Source organism: Hoylesella loescheii DSM 19665 = JCM 12249 = ATCC 15930, assembly GCF_000378085.1.
GTDB classification, from domain to species: Bacteria; Bacteroidota; Bacteroidia; order Bacteroidales; family Bacteroidaceae; genus Prevotella; species Prevotella loescheii.
In genome coordinates this window covers 140,241-159,288 of record NZ_KB899210.1, presented here as the reverse complement: position 1 = coordinate 159,288, position 19,048 = coordinate 140,241, and the positions used below count along the sequence as shown (strand labels likewise).

Sequence of the window (19,048 nt, the reverse complement as noted above, 5' to 3'; positions counted from 1 at the left end):
CAGATTGTATGGAAGAGAACATTAAAAAGAACACATTGGAAAGCGAGCAAGAGCCTGCGGGTAAGTCGCTATTCAATTTCCAAACCATTTACATGACCCTGATCCTAAATTGGAAATGGTTTGCTTTATCATTAATTATTTGCCTTGGGTTGGCTAGCATTTATTTGCGCTACACCACCCCAATATATCAGGCATACGCAAAACTGCTTATTAAAGAAGAGAACAACACCAGGGGAAGAAACAGCTTGCAATACGCCACAAACCTGGGTATGGTAACCAACTCAACAGGTATTGACAACGAAATGGAGATTTTAAAGTCGAGCTCCATTGCCATCCAAGCGGTGAAAGACTTAAAGCTGTACACCACTTATATGAGTTCGGGTAAAGTAACCAATAGGCTGATATACAAGAATCAACCAATAACGGTGGATATAGACCCCATGCACCTCGACATGTTAAACTATCCCATTACACTCACGATAACACGAGAGGGAAAGAAATACCATGTAGAGGGTACTTATTATTCCACCAATTCGGAAGCACCTGGTAAGTCCTACGCCATTGACAAGAGCTTTACGGCCTTACCCGCAGCCATTGGCACACAAACGGGTATTCTCACTTTCATACCCAATTCAACAACTCCTATGCAGGAAGGGGAAAAGATGTTGGTGCGTATAAGCCCTCCCAAGACTGTGGCCGTTCGCTATGCGGCTGGCCTAAGCATTGCCCAGTCGTCGAAAAGTACCTCTATCGCCGTTCTTACCATCAACGACCAAAGCCCTGAACGCGCAAAAGATTATCTCAGACAACTGGCCATTTGCTACAACAGACAAGCCAACGAAGACAAGAACGAGGTAGCCGTAAGGACAGAAGAGTTTATCAACGGAAGGCTAGAAAAGATTAATACGGAGTTGGGCAGCACCGAAAGCCAACTTGAAAGCTATAAAAAGGCAAACAAGATGGTGGAATTGCAGATGAGCGCCAACCAAGCCATATCCAATAGTGACCAATATGATCAGAAGCTTGCAGAGGCTAACACTCAGATAGCGTTGCTTAACAGCATCACCGACTACATGAATGAGCCTTCTCATAAATATGAAACGTTGCCCGCTAACATTGGTATCAGTGACCAATCGGCCGTATCGTTGATTAATAAATACAACGAGATTGTGCTCGAACGCAACCGTTTGCTTAGAAGTGCATCTGAAAACAGCCCCACGGTAACGCCCCTTACGTCGCAACTTGACGATCTTTCGAGCAGTATCCGCCGAGCAATGGCACAAGCCAAGCGTAGCATGGACATCCAAAGAAATGCTGTGGCTTCGCAGTATGGCAAGTATAATAGCATGATACAGCAAACGCCAGAACAGGAGAAGACGATGAAACAGATCGGACGACAGCTTGAAGTGAAGGCAGGCTTGTATCTGATGTTGTTGCAAAAGCGTGAAGAGAACTCTATTTCTTTGGCTGCAACGGCCGACAAGGGTAAGCTCATCGACGACCCTGCATTAGTTGGTAAGGTAGCTCCACAGTCTACTACCATCTACATGGGTGCCATGGCAGCAGCCTTAGCCATACCAAGCATTGTGTTCTTCCTCGTTGGCTTCTTCAGATATAAGATTGAAGGACACGACGATGTGGCACGCCTCACCCGCCTGCCAATCATCGCCGACGTGGCCATCGCAAGCGATACGGCAAAAACAAAGGCCGATATTGTTGTTCACGAGAACAAGAATAACCAGATGGAAGAAATCTTCCGCTCGATGCGTACCAACGTACAGTTCATGCTTAAAGAAGGAGAGAAGGTTATTTCGTTCACTTCGAGCATTTCGGGCGAAGGTAAAACATTTACCGCAGCCAACTTGGCCGTATCGTTTGCACTGCTTGGCAAGAAGGTCATCTTAGTTGGTTTGGACATCCGTAAGCCACGATTGGCCGAACTTTTCGAGATCGACGACCATCGACATGGTATCACCAACCTGCTCGTTAAGTCAACAATAACAGCCGCAGACATACAAGCACAGACGCTACCATCGGGTGTTAACAACAATCTGGAACTGCTTATGGCCGGCCCGATACCACCAAACCCCGCCGAATTGCTGACAAGAACCTCGCTAGACGACATCATTGGCCAGCTCAAACATACTTACGACTATGTGATTATCGACACCGCGCCCGTGGGATTGGTTACCGACACATTGCAAGTGGGTAGAGTTTCGAACCTTACGATATACGTTTGTCGTGCCGATTACACGCCGAAAGAGAATTTCGAACTCATCAACACATTGCATGCTGAGAACAAATTGCCCAACATCTGCGTAGTGGTAAACGGCATCGACTTGTCGAAGAAGAAGTATGGATATTACTATGGCTATGGCAAATACGGCAGATACGCCAAGTATGGCTATTATGGCAGATACGGAAAATATGGTCGTTACAACAATTATGGCAACTATGGCAATTACAGCAACAGCCATTACAGCAACGAGAACGACACATCAGTGAAACATTAAATGCACAAATAACGCGGGTTTCATCGGTAATTAGGCCGATGGAACCCGCTAAAAAGAATAAACATGACAATAGCAGTAGATTTCGACGGTACCATTGTAGAACACCATTATCCACAAATCGGCGAGGAAATTCCCTTTGCTATCGAAACCTTGAAGATGCTTATCAAGGATAGGCACAGACTTATCTTATGGAGCGTAAGGGAAGGTGAATTGCTAGACGAAGCTGTAGAATGGTGCAGACAACGAGGTGTGGAGTTCTATGCAGTGAACCGCGACTACCCCGAAGAGGAAAAGGAAAAGAACAATCACTTCTCCCGAAAGCTCAAAGCCGACCTTTTTATCGACGACAGAAATGTTGGCGGACTGCCCGATTGGGGTGAAATCTATCGCATGGTGACAGAAAACGTAACCTATAAGCAAATCGTTAGGAACGCACTCAAGGCACAAAACAATCCCGAAAGTTATAAAAAGAAAAAACATTGGTGGCAGTTCTGATTGGACAAAAACGGCACTCCGCCCCACTCCACTTCACCACCTGTCACCACATTGTCAACATACAAATACTGCAAAACCATGTCTTCCCCATTGATGGATGAAGACATGGCTTTGTTGTTTGAAGCTGCTTGTCAGCAACATATAATGAATTCTTAGATGTTATCTTAGAAGATTTCGCCTATTACTTAAAGGAGCATGGTGAACAATGCAACTAAAAGAATAAGATAAAGACATCAGATAAAGACAAAAAACACCAAAGAACGATACAGGAAAGAAAACTTGTACCCAAGCATAGCTTTTTATGGAGCAGACTTTAAACAGAAGAATGCCAACAAATCAACATTCCCCCAAAAACCGATACGCCACTACACCAACAACTCTTCGGGTGCACTGATAAGCGTGGTTGCACCCGAACGGAGTAGGAAATCCTTGTCGCGAAATCCCCAAAGCACGCTGATGCACGGCAATTGGCAATTGTTGGCTGTCGCAATGTCCACGTCGCTGTCGCCAATGTACACAGCATTATCGCCCGTTACGCCCAATTGCGCAAGTGCCTCCAGCACGGTGTCAGGCGCTGGTTTTTTCTTTATGCCCTCACGTTCGCCAATAGCAACCTCCACATACTGGTCGAAAAAGTGCTTGCACAGTTCTTCCGTGGCCATATAAAACTTATTACTCACCACGGCAATCTTTTTGTTGCGCCGCTTCAATTCGGCCAACATCGGCAACACACCAGGGTAAGGTGCCGTGTGGTCTAGTCCATGTTTAAGGTAATGCTGACGAAAACATTGGTACACCTCATCGAACTGTGGATTAGCCAAACCATCGGGAATGGCACGCTCCATCAGTTTTTTTACGCCATTGCCAACAAACATACGCACTTCGTCAATAGTGCGTTGAGCCATGCCATGTTGCTGCAAGGCGTAGTTGCAGCTAGCTGCCAAATCCGTTAATGTGTCAAGCAGCGTGCCGTCTAAATCAAATATATAGGTGTCGTATTCTCTTATCATCCTTTTTACACTATCCATATTATTCTAAAAACTTATTGCCGCAAAAGTCGCAAACACATAGGCTGTACTGCCATGAGCACCTAACCTGCGACCAATAACAGGCAGTGCAAAGTTATAAAAATATGCTCACCTCGCCACAGATGTTGTTTTAAATTACTAACTTTGCAGTGAAAAAAAGTACGAACGACAATGAAACACAACTGTGTAAAGAGATATCTCATCCCCGCGGGCATTTGCGTGCTCGTAATCTTGGGCATATTGTATTATTATTTTTTCTCGGCTATGCTCCATTCAGGCAGTGCCACGCAATACGTATACATCGATAACGATGATAATATCGACTCGGTGTACGCTAAACTCGAACCTATTTGCGCGCCTCAAGCCCTAAACGGATTTCGCACGCTTACCCGCCACAGCTCGTACGACGAGCATGTGAAGTCGGGACGCTATGCCATCAAGCCAGGCCAAGGAGCGTTTGTGGTGTTCAGACATCTAAAAAACGGCATGCAAGAGCCTGTAAACCTCACCATTCCTAGCGTAAGAACGCTCGAAAGACTGTCTGCCGAGGTTTGCAAACGCCTGATGATGGACAGCACACAACTGCTGCAAGCCTTGCGCGACCCTAAAATATGCGCCCACTATGGCTATGACACGGCAACGATACAGTGCATGTTCATCCCCAACACTTACGACATTTATTGGAACGTCTCTACCGAAAAGCTACTCGACCGCATGCAAAAAGAGAGCAAAAACTTCTGGGATGTAGACCGAACCGTAAAGGCTAAGGAACTAAAACTCTCGCCAGTGCAGGTTATAACATTAGCTAGCATCGTAGACGAAGAAACGGCCAACAACGCCGAAAAGCCAATGGTGGCAGGCATGTATTATAACCGACTGATGTTGAGAAACGCAGAATACCCCAATGGTATGCCGCTACAAGCCGACCCCACCATTAAATATGCGTGGCAACAATTTGGACTTAAACGCATCTACAATAAGCTGCTCTACATCGATAGTCCTTATAACACCTATCGCAATACGGGTCTGCCTCCCGGTCCGATACGCATTCCAAGTGTAGAAGGCATTGAAGCCGTGCTCAACCTTAAAAAGCACGACTACCTATACATGTGTGCCAAAGAAGATTTTAGCGGTACACACAACTTCGCTAGGACATACTCCGAACACATGGCTAATGCCGCAAAATATACCAAAGCCCTCAACCAAAGGGGTATAAAGTAACGTGCGTGTAGGCGATTGTGGCGTGTCTTGAATGCCACAAATCGCAAAGCGCTGTTCGGTATCAAGCTAAATGTTTCGAACATAGGCTCTTCTACAACAAAGACTACACAGTTTTGCTATGGAATTTTATTGCGAATGAAACTCTTGGGAAATAGCCTTTGAAAATTGATTAACAAGCGTTCAAGCACGACTCTTACAACTCCTACCTCGCTACATTTAATATGTAACCCTGTTACACATCATCTGGAATCTTGTTCCATATAAGATGTAACCTTGTTCCATGTGAGATGTAACAAGATTCCATCTTACATGGAACAGGACGACTAAGCAAAGAACTACATATCGAACATCAGAAACTGAATATCAACAACAGACAACTCGTCCTGCGATTGTTTCTTGTTCGAATATTCAATAGCCTCTTTATGGCTTCCTCGCACGCGCGTATACTCGCGTATTTAAAGAAGGTATGTACGGGTTGAAAATGGAAATTGTAACTGGTGAAATATAAAATCACGTGGTCGTGAGGCATGTTATGTTATACGCATCATCCTAAAACACGTCAGAATTACTTAGAAACTCCGATTTATACGTCATGTTTTCTGTAAATTAAAAGTACGTTAAGAAAAGTAAAAGGAAGTTCGCCAACGCTAGGTTTTACTGCTGTATCTGTGTGGGCACACACTTAAATCAACACATTCATGTTGTAAAAACTTTGATAAAACAAATGCGCCACACTTCACAGTGCAGCGCATCTAATCTCAATAGGTATTAGCTTTTTTAAGGCAAAAAGATTGTATTCAGGATAACGAGTGCAAAGTTACGCGATGAAATTCATTTACGCAAACTTTTTATTATGTTAGAAAACATATTTTGACACATCATGTTAAAAATGGAACATTTAAGCTAATGCGAATTTTGATATTATGCTGCTTTATCGTACCTTTGCACTATAATATAATAATGTAGACAATGACAGAAAGAGTAGAAAACTCAAATGAGGAGAAAAAAAACCTGAGTTTTGTAGAACAAATCATTGAGCAAGACCTGGCCGAAGGGAAAAATGGCGGGCGCATACAAACGCGTTTCCCCCCAGAACCTAACGGATACCTACACATCGGCCATGCCAAAGCTATCTGCATGGACTTCGGAGCGGCCGAGAAATTTAACGGAACATGCAACCTGCGCTTCGACGATACCAATCCCAGTAAAGAAAAAGACGAGTATGTAGAAAACATATTGAACGACATAACGTGGCTAGGCTTTAAATGGGAAAACATCTATTACGCCTCCGAATATTTCCAAAAGCTATGGGATTTCGCTGTATGGATGATCAAAAAAGGCCACGCCTACATCGACGAACAGACAAGCGAGCAGATAGCCGAACAAAAAGGCACACCCACAAAGGCAGGAACTGCATCGCCATTTAGGGATAGGCCTGTTGAAGAAAGCCTCACCTTGTTCGAGAAAATGAACCATCCCGACACCCCCGAAGGCGCTATGGTGCTGCGGGCAAAGCTAGATATGGCCAACCCCAACATGCATTTCCGCGATCCCATCATGTATCGCATCATCCATACGCCGCACCATCGCACGGGTACACAATGGAACGCCTACCCCATGTACGACTTCGCACATGGTCAAAGCGACTACTTCGAGGGCGTAACGCACTCCATCTGCACGTTGGAGTTTGTTCCTCACCGTCCATTGTACGATAAGTTCATCGATTTCCTTAAAGAGATGAACGGCGAAATGGATAACATCAACGATTTCCGACCACGCCAGATAGAGTTTAACCGACTGAACCTCACCAACGCGGTGATGAGCAAGCGCAAGCTGCACACACTGGTAGACGAGGGCTTGGTGGCAGGTTGGGACGACCCACGAATGCCTACACTTTGTGGCATGCGCCGTAGAGGCTACTCACCCGAGAGCATTCGCATGTTCATAGACTCTATCGGCTACACCAAGTTCGACGCTCTTAACGACATGGCTTTACTTGAAGCCTCGGTGCGCGAAGACCTCAACAAGCGTGCTTGTCGCGTAACGGCGGTGGTTAATCCTGTAAAGTTGGTGATTACAAACTATCCCGAAGGGCAAACCGAAGAAATGGAAACGGTGAACAATCCCGAAAATGCTGCCGACGGAACGCATACCACCACTTTCTCGAGAAATCTGTGGATGGAACGCGAAGACTTTATGGAAGACGCACCTAAGAAATTCTTCAGAATGACACCTGGCCAAGAAGTACGACTGAAAAGCGCCTACATCGTGAAGTGCACAGGTTGCACCAAAGATGCTGAAGGCAATATCGTGGAGGTGCAAGCCGAATACGACCCGCAGAGTAAGAGTGGTATGGATGGTGCAAACCGTAAGGTTAAGGGTACATTGCATTGGCTTTCGGCCGACCACTGCACCCAAGCTGAGGTTCGCGTTTACGACCGTTTGTTCGATGTGGAAAATCCCTCGGCCGACGAAAGGGATTTTAGGGAACTGCTTAATAAAGACTCGAAGAAGGTGTTCACCAACTGCTACGTAGAGAACTACGCAGCCAATAAGAAGCCAGGCGAGTATTTGCAATTCCAACGTATTGGCTATTTCATGGCCGATACCGACACTTCTACCGAACACCCTGTATTCAACAAGACTGTAGGTTTGAAAGATACGTGGGCCAAACAGAACAAGTAAGCAGCCTATAAGGAGTGAAGACTGGCATACAAAGCCATTCTAATATTAAGACGAAGAGTATCAGAACAAGATGCATTATAATCCTCGTCACACAACTCTAACATGAGGGACGAACCAAGTTCGCCCCTCTTGATTGTTTAAACAAGATGATGAACGACAGCTATTTCAACAGCGAGGAGTTTCAGGAGATATTCCAACGCTACGAAGAAGCCGAGCAGGAGGGGCGTGCAGCTTACTTCGACTCGGACGCGCTGGCCGACATTGCCGAATATTACTATGGCGATGGGCGGACGAACGAAGCTGTGAATGCCGCCCTCAAAGGTGTAGACATGTTCCCTGGGGCAATGGCTCCATTGGTGTTCATGGGCAGATACGAACTGTTGAAGCAAAACAATCCGGAGAAGGCTACATGGTATGTAGACCAAATAGACGACCAATCGGAAGCCGAATGTGTGTACTTACGTGCAGAAATAAAGCTTGTTGAGAACAAACAAGATGAAGCCGACGAGTTTTTACGCCATCAATTGGAATGGCAAGACGAAGCGGAAAGAGACGACTTTATTCTCGATGTGGCCGACTTGTACCTGGATTACGACATGATAGACAGTGCGCAAGAATGGCTGTCGATGGCAGAGAACAAGCAAGCGACTGACTACCAGGAGGTGCAAGGACGCATTGCACTGGGTAAGGGCGAATACCAGCAGGGCGAAGAGATATTCAAAAGACTTGTAGAAGAAAACCCCTTTGCATCCCCTTATTGGAATCAGCTGGCCTCATCACAGTTTTTGAGCAACCGCATTAAGGATTCTATCGAAAGCAGTGAATATTCTATCGCCATCAATCCCGACGACGAAGAGGCCTTACTTAACAAAGCCAATGGCATGTTTAGCTTAGGCGAGTATGAAGAGGCACTTACCTATTACACCCGATTTAACAAGCTTCATCGGGACGATGAAACAGGAGAGATTTTCATTGGCATGACTCTCATCAACCTAGATCGCCCCGAAGAGGCCCTAAAACATTTGCAAAAGGCCGAAGAAATGGCCGTTCCCGAGTCGGTTAATTTAACCGAGATTTATCAGGAAATGGCCTTTGCGCTATCAAGGCTAGGCAAAGTGAATGAAGCTTTGGCGTATGTAGACAAGGCCATAGCCACAGGCGGGGGTGATAAAGACGAGCTAACGGTATTCAAAGGTCACATTGAGCTAGAGAATGGCAATCCTTTTGCCGCCCAAGATTTTTTCTTAGAGGCTGTAAGAAACTCCAAATCAGCCCCCAATGTGTATTTCCGTATCGCCATATCCGTTTACGACAATGGCTATATGCAACTGGCATATAAAATGCTTCACACACTTTTTCAAACGACTCCTGCCGATTGGAAGGACGGATATTCGCACATGGCACTCTGCTGTAAATGTCTAAATAAGGAGTCAGAATACCTATATTTCCTACGCAAAGCCTGCGAACTAAACCCCATAGAGGCAAGAAACATTCTCGGCGAGTATTTTCCCAAAAACCTCGAACCTGAGAGTTATTACAATTATATCACAAAACAAAAGTAAAGAAAAGTAGAAATGAGCTGGTTATTACCCCTGCTAAACAACCTCAATTATTGGACGGTGTTGCTCTTGATGTTCATCGAAGGCTCCGTCATACCCGCCCCCTCAGAACTCATCGTGCCGCCTGCCGGCTACCGTGCAGCAGCTGGCGAACTCAATATCGTACTTGTTGTGGTTGTAGCAACCATAGGTGCCGTGCTTGGTTCTACGGCTAACTACTTTGCCGCTTATTACCTCGGACGCCCCGTGGTATATCGTTTTGCCAATAGCAGACTGGGGCATCTCTGCCTGATCAACCAAGAAAAGATTGAGAAAGCTGAGAAATACTTCTACGATCATGGAGTTATCGCCACGCTTACAGGCCGACTTCTGCCGGGCATACGTCAAATAATATCCATCCCCGCTGGTCTGTCGAAGATGAAGTTTTGGAAGTTCATACTCTATACAACCGTCGGTGCAGGCATCTGGAACACCGTTTTGGCCACTCTCGGTTGGTATCTTCACTCGTTCGTTCCCAAAGAAGAACTCTATAACAAAATCGAAGAGTATAACAGCCAAATACAACTCGTGGTGATTATTGCCATCGCTGTGGTGGCTGTCATTGCCGTTATATGGTGGCAGATGCGAAAAAGAAAAAAGCGTAAGGCAAATGCTTCGTCTGTAACGAAAGGCTCAACCAACAACGACGGCGAATAAAAAGACGACGTAAAGAAAGGAAATACAACAGTGAGAATAGACATTATCACCGTGTTGCCAGAGATGTTAGAAGGCTTTGTACACGAATCTATCTTGGCACGCGCACAAAAAAAGGAGTTGGCAGAAATACATTTGCATAACCTTCGCGACTATTCTACCGACAAATGGAGGCGTGTAGACGATTATCCATACGGTGGATTTGCTGGTATGGTGATGCAATGCGAACCCATAGATCGCTGCATTTCTGCCCTTAAAGCCCAACGAGACTACGATGAAGTGATATTCACGTCGCCCGATGGGCAACAGTTCGACCAGCATGTAGCCAATGAATTGTCGCTCAAAGGCAACATCATTATACTTTGTGGACATTATAAAGGTGTAGACCAACGCGTTCGCGACCACCTCATCACACGCGAAATTTCCATCGGCGACTATGTGCTCACTGGCGGCGAACTGGCTGCCGCTGTAATGGCCGACGCCATTGTGCGGCTCATTCCTGGGGTTATCAGCGATGAACAGAGTGCATTTTCCGATTGTTTTCAAGACGACTTGCTCTCCGCTCCCATCTATACGCGCCCTGCAACCTATAAAGGTTGGGAAGTTCCACCTATATTACTCAGTGGCAACGAAGCCAAAATAAAGACATGGGAGATGGAACAAGCCTTGGAAAGAACAAAGCAGCTGCGCCCAGATTTATTAGATAACAAGGGCGAATAGAAGATGTTTGACCATAAGAGAACATAAATGTCAGTCTGTAATTTCCAGTCATGCTTTTAGCAAAAAGCAATAAAAAAAGATGTAAAACAAAATGCAAAACGTAGAAAAATAGCTACCTTTGCAAGTAAAATAGTTGTAATGAAACACGTTTTAAGTATCCTTGTATTATCTACCCTTGGTGTTGTTACGCTTCAAGCGCAACAAACACGCCCCACACATCGCACCGACAGGGCTGATAATACCACAACTCTACTACGAAGTTATGAGGACTCGCTGAGCGTCCTATATAATAAGGTGTATAGGCAAAACGACAAAAGCGCACTTTCACGCGACTTCGTAGAGGACATCGTTCCTTACCAAAGCTTCAGGCTTTTCTCGCCCCTCACTTTTTACGAAGGTATCGCCAGAGATCTCTTCGACCTGTCGAGCGACAGTACCATTAATAAGGCACAAAACCAAAGGGCAGATTATCTTGCTCCAAGGTTTACAGATAAGGCCCTTTTAGGCATCTATCTTAAAAGGCCCGATTTAGTGTTAAATCGCGAAACGGTGCTGCACAACGTGGCACCAGAGTCTAAAACAACGCCCGTTGTTATAAGGTCGGATGCTGGATTGGCCGAAAAAGAATCGCAAACGCCCATCGAGCCCGAAAACGGGCCTATTAACGTGGTGGTCACCAAGCCCAATTTCTGGACTTTCAAGAGCGATTATTACCTACAATTCTTGCAAAACTACGTGTCGGCCAACTGGCATAAAGGTGGCGAAAGCAACTATTCGATGGTGAGCGCCGTAACCATACAGTGCAACTACAACAACAAACAGAAGGTGAAGTTCGACAATAAGCTCGAAATGAAACTGGGTTTCATCACCTCGCCTAGCGACACCCTGCACAGCCTCAAGACATCAGAAGACCTCATAAGATTTACCAGCAAGCTAGGACTTCAAGCCACTAAGCGGTGGTATTACACTTTACAATTGGTGGCCTACACCCAATTCTTGCGCGGATATAAAAACAACAGTGGTGAGGCTGCATCTGATTTCATGTCGCCTTTCAATGCAAACCTCTCGCTTGGTATGGACTACAACGTAGACTGGATTAAGGGAAGGCTCAAGGGTTCGATACATCTCGCCCCCTTAGCCTATAACTTCCGCTATGTAGACAGGCTTTCGGTAGCTCCCCGCTATGGACTAAGCCCCGACAGCCACACACTTCACGACTTCGGTTCGGAATTTACCGTAGACCTGATGTGGAAGATAGCCGAACCCATCAGCTGGCAAACACGCCTCTACGGATATACCACCTATCGCAGGGCAGAAGTGGAATGGGAAAACACTTTCACGTTCCAGTTCAACAAATTTATCAGCTCTAAGCTCTTCGTTTATCCTCGTTTCGACGATGGAGCTACACGCGACGAGAAGCACGGCTACCTACAAATGCGCGAATTTGTATCTATCGGCTTCTCCTACTCGTTCTAAAACAGGCGTGATATGACACGTCCCAATGGCGTCATCCAACTCTATCCGCTGGTGCGCATCGCCCTGATGCTCATCCTTGGGATAGTGTTGGCCGACGCCATTCCCTTTTTCTCCAATCCCTCAACTTGCGTTTCGCTCCTACTTGGCACTGCGGCTGTGGCTGTTCTCACCATTCGTCATGCCCATCTGTCTAGTGTCACCATCCTCGTTGCCTCTGTTTTTCTTGGAGCATGGATCATGGCTTTACAAAAAAGCGATAGGCATTCGTGCCCCATCAACCAAGCCGTTACATACAAGGCCATCGTTACCGACACACCCACAGCTCATGGCAAGGTGCTAAAATGCAATCTCTTGATCATAGATATAGCCGAAAAGTCCAACAGCCATACGCCCTTTCTCGTTCGTGCATCCATACTTAAAGACACACTAACCAACCATTGGCAGAGTCTCACCACAGGTTCAACAATCGTAGCCCAATCGGTTTTCAACAACGACTTTACCCTTTTTCCATCCTCAAAATTCAACTTCGAACGTTGGATGCAATCCCATCAAATCTACGCAACTACCTTCGTTTACTTTGCCGATTGGCAAAACACGCAGCTAACCAACGAAGAAATGCAACGAATACCCGTTGTAGAAAAACTACGTTTACAACTCTTACAGGTCAGGAAACGCCTGCTCGGCAACGCCTGGCAACAAAGATTAAGTGCCGACAACCAAGCGTTGATAGCCTCTATTGCCCTCGGCGAAAAGTCGAATCTTACCTCTACACAACGCGAAGCATATAGCAAGGCGGGTGTTTCGCATGTATTGGCCCTGTCGGGCTTGCATCTCGGCATCATCTACAGCGTGCTTTCCACACTCTTTTCGACCATTCTCTATCGCATAGTGCGTCGTGATTGGGCCGAGTTCATCGTCCAAACCATCATCACAGCGACTCTTTGGGGCTATGTTTTCTTAGTGGGCTTGCCCCCAGGAGCCGTCCGTTCGGCCCTGATGCTCACCCTCTATGCCTTCGTTTCGTTACTCCATCGCGACCGCCTTTCGGCCAATTCGCTAGCTTTCGCCTGCATCGTGATGCTTATTGCCAACCCTTCCACCCTTTGGGATGTTAGTTTCCAACTGTCGTTCTTGGCCGTATTGTCCATCATTATTTTCTATCCGCCACTGTTTTCGCTTTACCAAAGCACTTCGCGTTGGGCATGTTTACTTCGCCCTGTATGGGGAATTGTCTGCGTTTCCATAGCCGCCCAAGTAGGCACAATGCCCCTTATAGCCTATTACTTTGGGCGTTTCTCATGCTATTTTCTACTCTCCAACCTACTAATACTTCCACTCATAACCCTCTTGCTTTATGCCACGCTCGCCTCTTTCATCGTTCAAGGTGCGCCATTGCTCCACAACCTGGTGCTAGACACCATGCAATGGCTCGCCACAACCGTACAAACGCTGGTCAATGGCATATCATCACTTCCCCACTCCACACTCGATGGACTCCAATTCAATCTCTTTCAAACCTATTTAGCCTACATTCTCATTGCCTCCGTCTATGCCTTGAGCCAGTATGCACGCAAATGGTTCCGAATTAGACGGCAGATACAACAGCTATAACCATTATATTTTGTACCTTTGTAAGGATGAAACAAAGATACTTCATATACTTTTCGTACGACGGAACAGCCTATCATGGCTGGCAAATTCAGCCTAACGCCAACTCGGTTCAAGCGGAAATGCAACGTGCTATGTCGCTTCTTCTCCGCCATCCCGTAGAACTTGTTGGGGCTGGACGCACCGATACTGGCGTTCATGCACGTACCATGGTTGCACATTTCGACGAAGAAGAACCCATAGATACGGTGCAACTCACCTACAAACTCAATCGTGTATTGCCCTTCGACATCACCATCAACCAGATAAAACCCATAGATGGCGGCCTGCATGCACGCTTCAGTGCCACCAAACGCACCTATCATTATTACGTACATCTAGACCGCGACCCCTTTTGTCGTGCCTATTCGTACGCCCTACACCAAGTGCCCGACTTCCAATTGATGAACGATGCCGCACAGATATTGTTATCCCACAAAGACTTTGGCGCATTTTGCAAAAGCCATTCAGACGCAAAAACCACCCTCTGCGATGTCTACGAAGCACGCTGGATAAGGCTTTCCAATACCAAATGGCACTTCCGCATCTCGGCCAACAGGTTTCTCCGCAACATGGTTCGCGCCATTGTTGGCACGCTTCTAGACGTGGGTTGGCATAAGGTTAGCCTCGAACAATTCGTCGATATACTTCATTCCAAGTCACGCCAACAAGCAGGCGAGTCGGTTCCTGGCCACGCTCTGTTTCTCGAAGACGTACAATATTAATTTGAGTTTTTAAGTTCATGAGTTTATGAGGCTATAAGTTATTACTTTGAAGACGTACAATATTAATTTAAGTTTTTGAGTTCATGAGTTTATGAGGCTATAAGTTATTACTTTGAAGACGTACAATATTAATTCGAGTTTTTAAGTTCGTGAGTTTATAAGTCTATGAGTTATTGGATTCACGAGTTTGTTTGTTCGTGAGTTTATAAGCTCGCGAAACCACGAGTTCATAAGTTCAGCAACCCCAAAACTTAAATATTCACGAACTCAGAAACTCAACAACTCCTCCACAACATAACAAATCCACATGCTTTGGTTACTCTTAGCCTTTCTTTCGGCCACCCTTCTAGGATTCTACGATGTTTTTAAGAAACTGTCGTTGAAAGGTAATGCCATTCTCCCCGTGTTGTTTCTCAACACCGTTTTCTCATCGCTCATTTTCATTCCCTTTATCCTCGGCAGTCGTTTAGGTTGGTTTTCGCCCACCAACATGTTCTACGTGTCGGCCACCAGCTTATCTACACATGCTTACATCTTCTTTAAGAGCATGTTGGTACTGTCTTCATGGATTTTCGGATATATAGGCATGAAACACCTTCCACTAACTATCGTAGGCCCAATAAATGCCACACGCCCAGTACTGGTCCTTATTGGTGCGATGCTTGTTTATGGCGAACAACTCTATTTACTACAATGGATGGGCGTAGCGTTGGCCATTTGCTCCTTTTTCCTTTTAAGCAGGAGCGGCAAAAAAGAAGGTATCGACTTCAAACACAATAAGTGGATATACGCTATTGCACTGGCCGCAGTGCTAGGCGCATGCAGCGGACTATACGATAAGTACCTGCTAAGCCCGACAGAACAAGGTGGAATGGGGCTAGATAAGATGGCTGTGCAAAGCTGGTACAACCTATACCAGTGCGGCATGATGGCCATTGTGTCGCTCGTGCTATGGTATCCCAAGCGCAAAACCACCCAACCCTTTCAATGGCGGTGGTCAATCGTAATGATCAGTTTATTTCTCTGCGCAGCAGACTTTGCCTACTACTACGCCCTAAGCCAGCCACAAGCCATGATCTCCATCGTGTCGATGGTAAGGCGAGGCAGCGTTTTGGTATCATTCTTGTTTGGTGCGCTCGTCTTTCAAGAGAAAAACCTCAAACGCAAAGCCTTCGACTTATTTCTTGTTCTGCTAGGCATGCTCTGCCTATACTTTGGCTCCAAGGGCTAGCCATATGTTTGCTTGTATTTCGGGCTACATGCAAGCGAAAAGCCATCAAAATTTGTTCTACACGCCAAAATATAACCGATAACGACAAAAAAGCGTACTCAACATTTGGTATATCCAAATAAAAACTATACCTTTGCAATCGATTTCAGAAAAGAGGTCTAACACGGTGGCTATAGTTCAGTAGGTTAGAGCGTCAGATTGTGGTTCTGAATGTCGTCGGTTCGAATCCGACTAGCCACCCACCCCATTAACGTTCCTTTCCATTTACGGAAAGGAACGTTTTTCGTCATATACCCTTTTCATCCTCCTTAAAGCACTCAACCTTAACCGAATAATCGAAAAGTAAATGGTAAATAAATACTAAATACTGAACAAACACACCACATTATTTGTAAAATAAATAACTTTTATCTATCTTTGCAACACCTAATATCATCAAAGGTGTACACCCCATGAAAGACGCCCATTAAAGGCCCCAATAGCCATGAACATCATTTAGGGGAATAAAACCTTGACAACAACTTTCTTGTACCAAGACAACATGAAAAATAATAACACCCGGAAGGCATGCCTCCTCATTGCGTTTTTGGCTTTGATGGCCTGCGCCAAAGCGGCTCAGGTTAGTCAACAGCAGGCGTTCAACGTTGCCCGAAAGTACTTTGCAAAGCCCGAACTCATCAACAGAAGTACCTTAAAGGCCGATGGCGACCCAACCTTTTATATCTTCACCAACACTGGTCACAAAGGTTTTGTAATCGTTTCGGGCGAAAGCGACTTGCCCGAGATAATTGGTTATGGCAACAGATTCACCGCCAACGATGCTCGCCTACCCGACTATTTTTATTCGCTACTTCGCCATTACGAACTGATGGTAAAGGCCTATCGCTGCAACAGACTTGGATTTTCAAAGTTAAAGTTGCATGTGAAGAAACCGATAAGTCCCCTTTTGTCTTGTGCATGGAACCAAGAAATGCCCTTTAAGATACACACACCCAAAGCCAAAGACGTTAATATGCCTACTGGATGCGTGGCAACTGCACTTTCGCAACTGATGTATCACAACAAATGGCCACAAAAACGTCCCTCCGAATTTATCAATTCCTCAGGAACTCATGCCCAAAAAAGTAGCATATACCTATGGAATAAGATTAAAGACACCAGCCAACAAATGGACGATGCGGGTAAAGACGCAGTTGGCGTGTTGCTTAGCGATGTAGGAAAAGCCGTTAACATGAAGTACGAAGCCACAGGAAGCATGTCGAACATGCAATGGGCATTAGACGCACTGCGCAAGAACTTCGAATATTCGGTAAAGCATCTCAACAAGGAATACATGCCCAAAGGTATGTTCTACGAACTGGTGGTAAACGAATTGGCCAACGGCTACCCCGTACTCATCGGCGAAAGCAGTCACTCGTTCTTACTCGATGGCATCGACAAGCAAGGTTACATCCATGTAAATTGGGGATGGGCAGGCGAGAACGATGGTTGGTTTGATCTCTCAACGCTCTACACTCCACTAGATGACGATGTGTTTGGAACAGACTTTTTCGCCCTCGAAATGGAAGCGGTGCTGGCTCATCCCAAAACAGGCAACCATCCTCAATTTAAAAAGGTGAGGGAGCTAGAGGCCGAAGCCATCGACGCGTTTAGGTTTTTGCAAAACGAAGTGCCAAGAAACTTCCCCATACAAGCAAGCTTAAAAAACATCGGAACATACAACGAGAGCAATGGCGAACTTGGTCTCTTCACCGGGAAGGTAGGTTTGGCCGTGTATAACAAGAAAGGAAAGCTGGTAAAAGTAGTGGAATTTAAAGACCCCGCCTTACAATGGACCAGCATGCACGTTACCAAAGACTTGCGATTTAACAACATCAACCTCTCCGAACTACCTAACGGCAAATACACCATCATGCCTGTGTTCAACGAGTTGATGGCCAAACCCGATAAGTTTTCGGGTTGGCAACCTATCGCTTACAGCAATACCCAAACACTGGTGCTCTCTAAACACAAGGTTAGTGTCGAGTCTTACGATTGGAAGGACAGGAACTTAGACTACACGCTGAACACTAATGTAAGCCTAAGCACAAAAGAGAAATAGGCTAGTTGCTTTTTTCTTTGGGTGTGTTCGTATACCCGAAACCGATAAATAAGGTAAGCTATGTGGACTTGTTCACGATATTATGCAGCCAGTTTAAACAGGGAATGCATGCTTTAAGTGCTTCTTCCATAGGTAGAAAGCCCATTCTCCCCGTCACGTCTAGTATGCCCTTACTGGGCATTATTTCATCAACGTGTCAGTACAAGACCCTTTGTAGTGCCACTACAAACAAGTTGTAGTCACACTACAAGCAAGTTGTAGCCACACTACAAAAAGCTTGTAGTCTCGCTACAAAAGACTTGTATTCACAGTACAAGACCCTTTGTAGTGCACTAGCTAGCCGTAAAGCTTGGTATACTTGATTTCATTCCGACATCTTTTCTTTTCATCAACTGCTTCAGTAGACATGCCTTTTGCAGTGATATTGAAGCAATATACACAGACGAAAAAGCCCCCTCTGAAACCGTTGACACCACAAAAAGTGGACGTGCAGAGCATGGCCTGTCGTTCGGTAAAGCCTTGTGCTCCACAATAGGCACTAGGTTTTTTCATATTAGAACCATACTTCTGTCCTGCTCATACAGGCATTAAGCAACAAGCACGCATACTTCAAAGCACAAGAAAACACAAACGCAGATATACCAGGCAAAACAAAAGATCATGGATAAATCCGCAAGAACAAGACGAAACTTATAAGCAAGGCAACGAATTAGACACCCTCCTTTCCTTCAAACTACTAGACAACAAGAAAGATTAAATTACGAAAACTAAGCTTTAAAACGCAATATCGTATAAACGACAAAACATGATGCAAAGCGCGGATTTTAACATGTGTGCCTTAAAAAACACTAAAAAGATGAGGCCTTTCAATGTAAAATCGATAACTTTGCATGATAACGTGTCTAAGCACTGCTATCTAGGCGAACCACACCACATAGCGGCGCGTCTACGTTA

Annotated in this window: 14 protein-coding genes and 1 tRNA gene; 13 read left to right on the top strand and 2 right to left on the bottom strand. The window is 45.5% G+C overall.

What is annotated here, in order from left to right; genetic code table 11:
* Positions 1-8 precede the first annotated feature (8 nt).
* Positions 9-2,513 (top strand): GumC family protein, encoded by a 2,505-nt coding sequence (locus tag F453_RS0100610; protein ID WP_018966258.1) that lies wholly within the window; start codon positions 9-11, stop codon positions 2,511-2,513.
* Positions 2,514-2,576: 63 nt separating this feature from the next.
* A complete protein-coding gene (locus tag F453_RS0100605) occupies positions 2,577-3,008 on the top strand; it encodes a BT0820 family HAD-type phosphatase (protein ID WP_018966257.1) in 432 nt (143 codons plus the stop codon).
* Positions 3,009-3,373: 365 nt separating this feature from the next.
* Here the strand turns inward: F453_RS0100605 and F453_RS0100600 are convergent, their stop codons facing one another.
* Positions 3,374-4,018: an HAD family hydrolase gene (locus F453_RS0100600; protein WP_018966256.1), complete on the bottom strand. Its 645-nt coding sequence runs from the start codon at positions 4,016-4,018 to the stop codon at positions 3,374-3,376.
* A 189-nt stretch (positions 4,019-4,207) separates the two neighbouring features.
* On the opposite strand from F453_RS0100600, the gene mltG reads away from it, so the two are divergent.
* The 11 genes from mltG to F453_RS0100545 all read left to right on the top strand — a co-directional run bounded on the left by mltG (position 4,208) and on the right by F453_RS0100545 (position 18,094).
* Positions 4,208-5,257, top strand: coding sequence for an endolytic transglycosylase MltG (gene mltG, locus F453_RS0100595; protein ID WP_018966255.1), 1,050 nt, complete (start codon positions 4,208-4,210; stop codon positions 5,255-5,257).
* Between the two features lie 969 nt (positions 5,258-6,226).
* Entirely contained in the window at positions 6,227-7,942 is a 1,716-nt protein-coding gene (locus F453_RS0100590; RefSeq protein ID WP_018966254.1) for a glutamine--tRNA ligase/YqeY domain fusion protein, read from the top strand.
* A gap of 146 nt (positions 7,943-8,088) precedes the next feature.
* Positions 8,089-9,504: a tetratricopeptide repeat protein gene (locus tag F453_RS0100585; RefSeq protein WP_018966253.1), complete on the top strand. Its 1,416-nt coding sequence runs from the start codon at positions 8,089-8,091 to the stop codon at positions 9,502-9,504.
* A gap of 12 nt (positions 9,505-9,516) precedes the next feature.
* On the top strand, positions 9,517-10,197 hold the full coding sequence (locus F453_RS0100580; RefSeq protein WP_018966252.1) for a DedA family protein: 681 nt from the start codon (positions 9,517-9,519) through the stop codon (positions 10,195-10,197).
* 30 nt (positions 10,198-10,227) lie between these two features.
* On the top strand, positions 10,228-10,914 hold the full coding sequence (gene trmD, locus F453_RS0100575; RefSeq protein ID WP_025789841.1) for a tRNA (guanosine(37)-N1)-methyltransferase TrmD: 687 nt from the start codon (positions 10,228-10,230) through the stop codon (positions 10,912-10,914).
* A gap of 138 nt (positions 10,915-11,052) precedes the next feature.
* Positions 11,053-12,390: a DUF3078 domain-containing protein gene (locus F453_RS0100570; RefSeq protein WP_018966250.1), complete on the top strand. Its 1,338-nt coding sequence runs from the start codon at positions 11,053-11,055 to the stop codon at positions 12,388-12,390.
* A gap of 12 nt (positions 12,391-12,402) precedes the next feature.
* Entirely contained in the window at positions 12,403-14,001 is a 1,599-nt protein-coding gene (locus tag F453_RS0100565; protein ID WP_018966249.1) for a ComEC/Rec2 family competence protein, read from the top strand.
* A 26-nt stretch (positions 14,002-14,027) separates the two neighbouring features.
* A complete protein-coding gene (gene truA, locus F453_RS0100560; RefSeq protein WP_009235290.1) occupies positions 14,028-14,762 on the top strand; it encodes a tRNA pseudouridine(38-40) synthase TruA in 735 nt (244 codons plus the stop codon).
* A gap of 307 nt (positions 14,763-15,069) precedes the next feature.
* Positions 15,070-15,993 carry an EamA family transporter gene (locus F453_RS0100555; RefSeq protein ID WP_018966248.1) on the top strand — a complete coding sequence of 308 codons (924 nt, stop codon included), beginning with the start codon at positions 15,070-15,072 and terminating at the stop codon, positions 15,991-15,993.
* Between the two features lie 166 nt (positions 15,994-16,159).
* Positions 16,160-16,233, top strand: a tRNA-His gene (locus F453_RS0100550).
* Positions 16,234-16,534: 301 nt separating this feature from the next.
* Complete coding sequence (locus tag F453_RS0100545; RefSeq protein WP_018966247.1) at positions 16,535-18,094, top strand: C10 family peptidase; 1,560 nt, start codon at positions 16,535-16,537, stop codon at positions 18,092-18,094.
* Between the two features lie 336 nt (positions 18,095-18,430).
* Here F453_RS0100545 and F453_RS15575 read toward each other — a convergent pair whose 3' ends face one another.
* Positions 18,431-18,646, bottom strand: coding sequence for a hypothetical protein (locus F453_RS15575; RefSeq protein WP_148295772.1), 216 nt, complete (start codon positions 18,644-18,646; stop codon positions 18,431-18,433).
* Positions 18,647-19,048: the final 402 nt, after the last annotated feature.

Bases quoted from the DNA above. Each gene is read 5' to 3' on its own strand.
- F453_RS0100610 (WP_018966258.1), top strand. From the start codon at position 9: ATGGAAGAGAACATTAAAAAGAACACATTGGAAAGCGAGCAAGAGCCT.
- F453_RS0100605 (WP_018966257.1), top strand. From the start codon at position 2,577: ATGACAATAGCAGTAGATTTCGACGGTACCATTGTAGAACACCATTAT.
- F453_RS0100600 (WP_018966256.1), bottom strand. From the start codon at position 4,018: ATGATAAGAGAATACGACACCTATATATTTGATTTAGACGGCACGCTG.
- mltG (WP_018966255.1), top strand. From the start codon at position 4,208: ATGAAACACAACTGTGTAAAGAGATATCTCATCCCCGCGGGCATTTGC.
- F453_RS0100590 (WP_018966254.1), top strand. From the start codon at position 6,227: ATGACAGAAAGAGTAGAAAACTCAAATGAGGAGAAAAAAAACCTGAGT.
- F453_RS0100585 (WP_018966253.1), top strand. From the start codon at position 8,089: ATGATGAACGACAGCTATTTCAACAGCGAGGAGTTTCAGGAGATATTC.
- F453_RS0100580 (WP_018966252.1), top strand. From the start codon at position 9,517: ATGAGCTGGTTATTACCCCTGCTAAACAACCTCAATTATTGGACGGTG.
- F453_RS0100570 (WP_018966250.1), top strand. From the start codon at position 11,053: ATGAAACACGTTTTAAGTATCCTTGTATTATCTACCCTTGGTGTTGTT.
- F453_RS0100565 (WP_018966249.1), top strand. From the start codon at position 12,403: ATGACACGTCCCAATGGCGTCATCCAACTCTATCCGCTGGTGCGCATC.
- truA (WP_009235290.1), top strand. From the start codon at position 14,028: ATGAAACAAAGATACTTCATATACTTTTCGTACGACGGAACAGCCTAT.
- F453_RS0100555 (WP_018966248.1), top strand. From the start codon at position 15,070: ATGCTTTGGTTACTCTTAGCCTTTCTTTCGGCCACCCTTCTAGGATTC.
- F453_RS0100545 (WP_018966247.1), top strand. From the start codon at position 16,535: ATGAAAAATAATAACACCCGGAAGGCATGCCTCCTCATTGCGTTTTTG.
- F453_RS15575 (WP_148295772.1), bottom strand. From the start codon at position 18,646: ATGAAAAAACCTAGTGCCTATTGTGGAGCACAAGGCTTTACCGAACGA.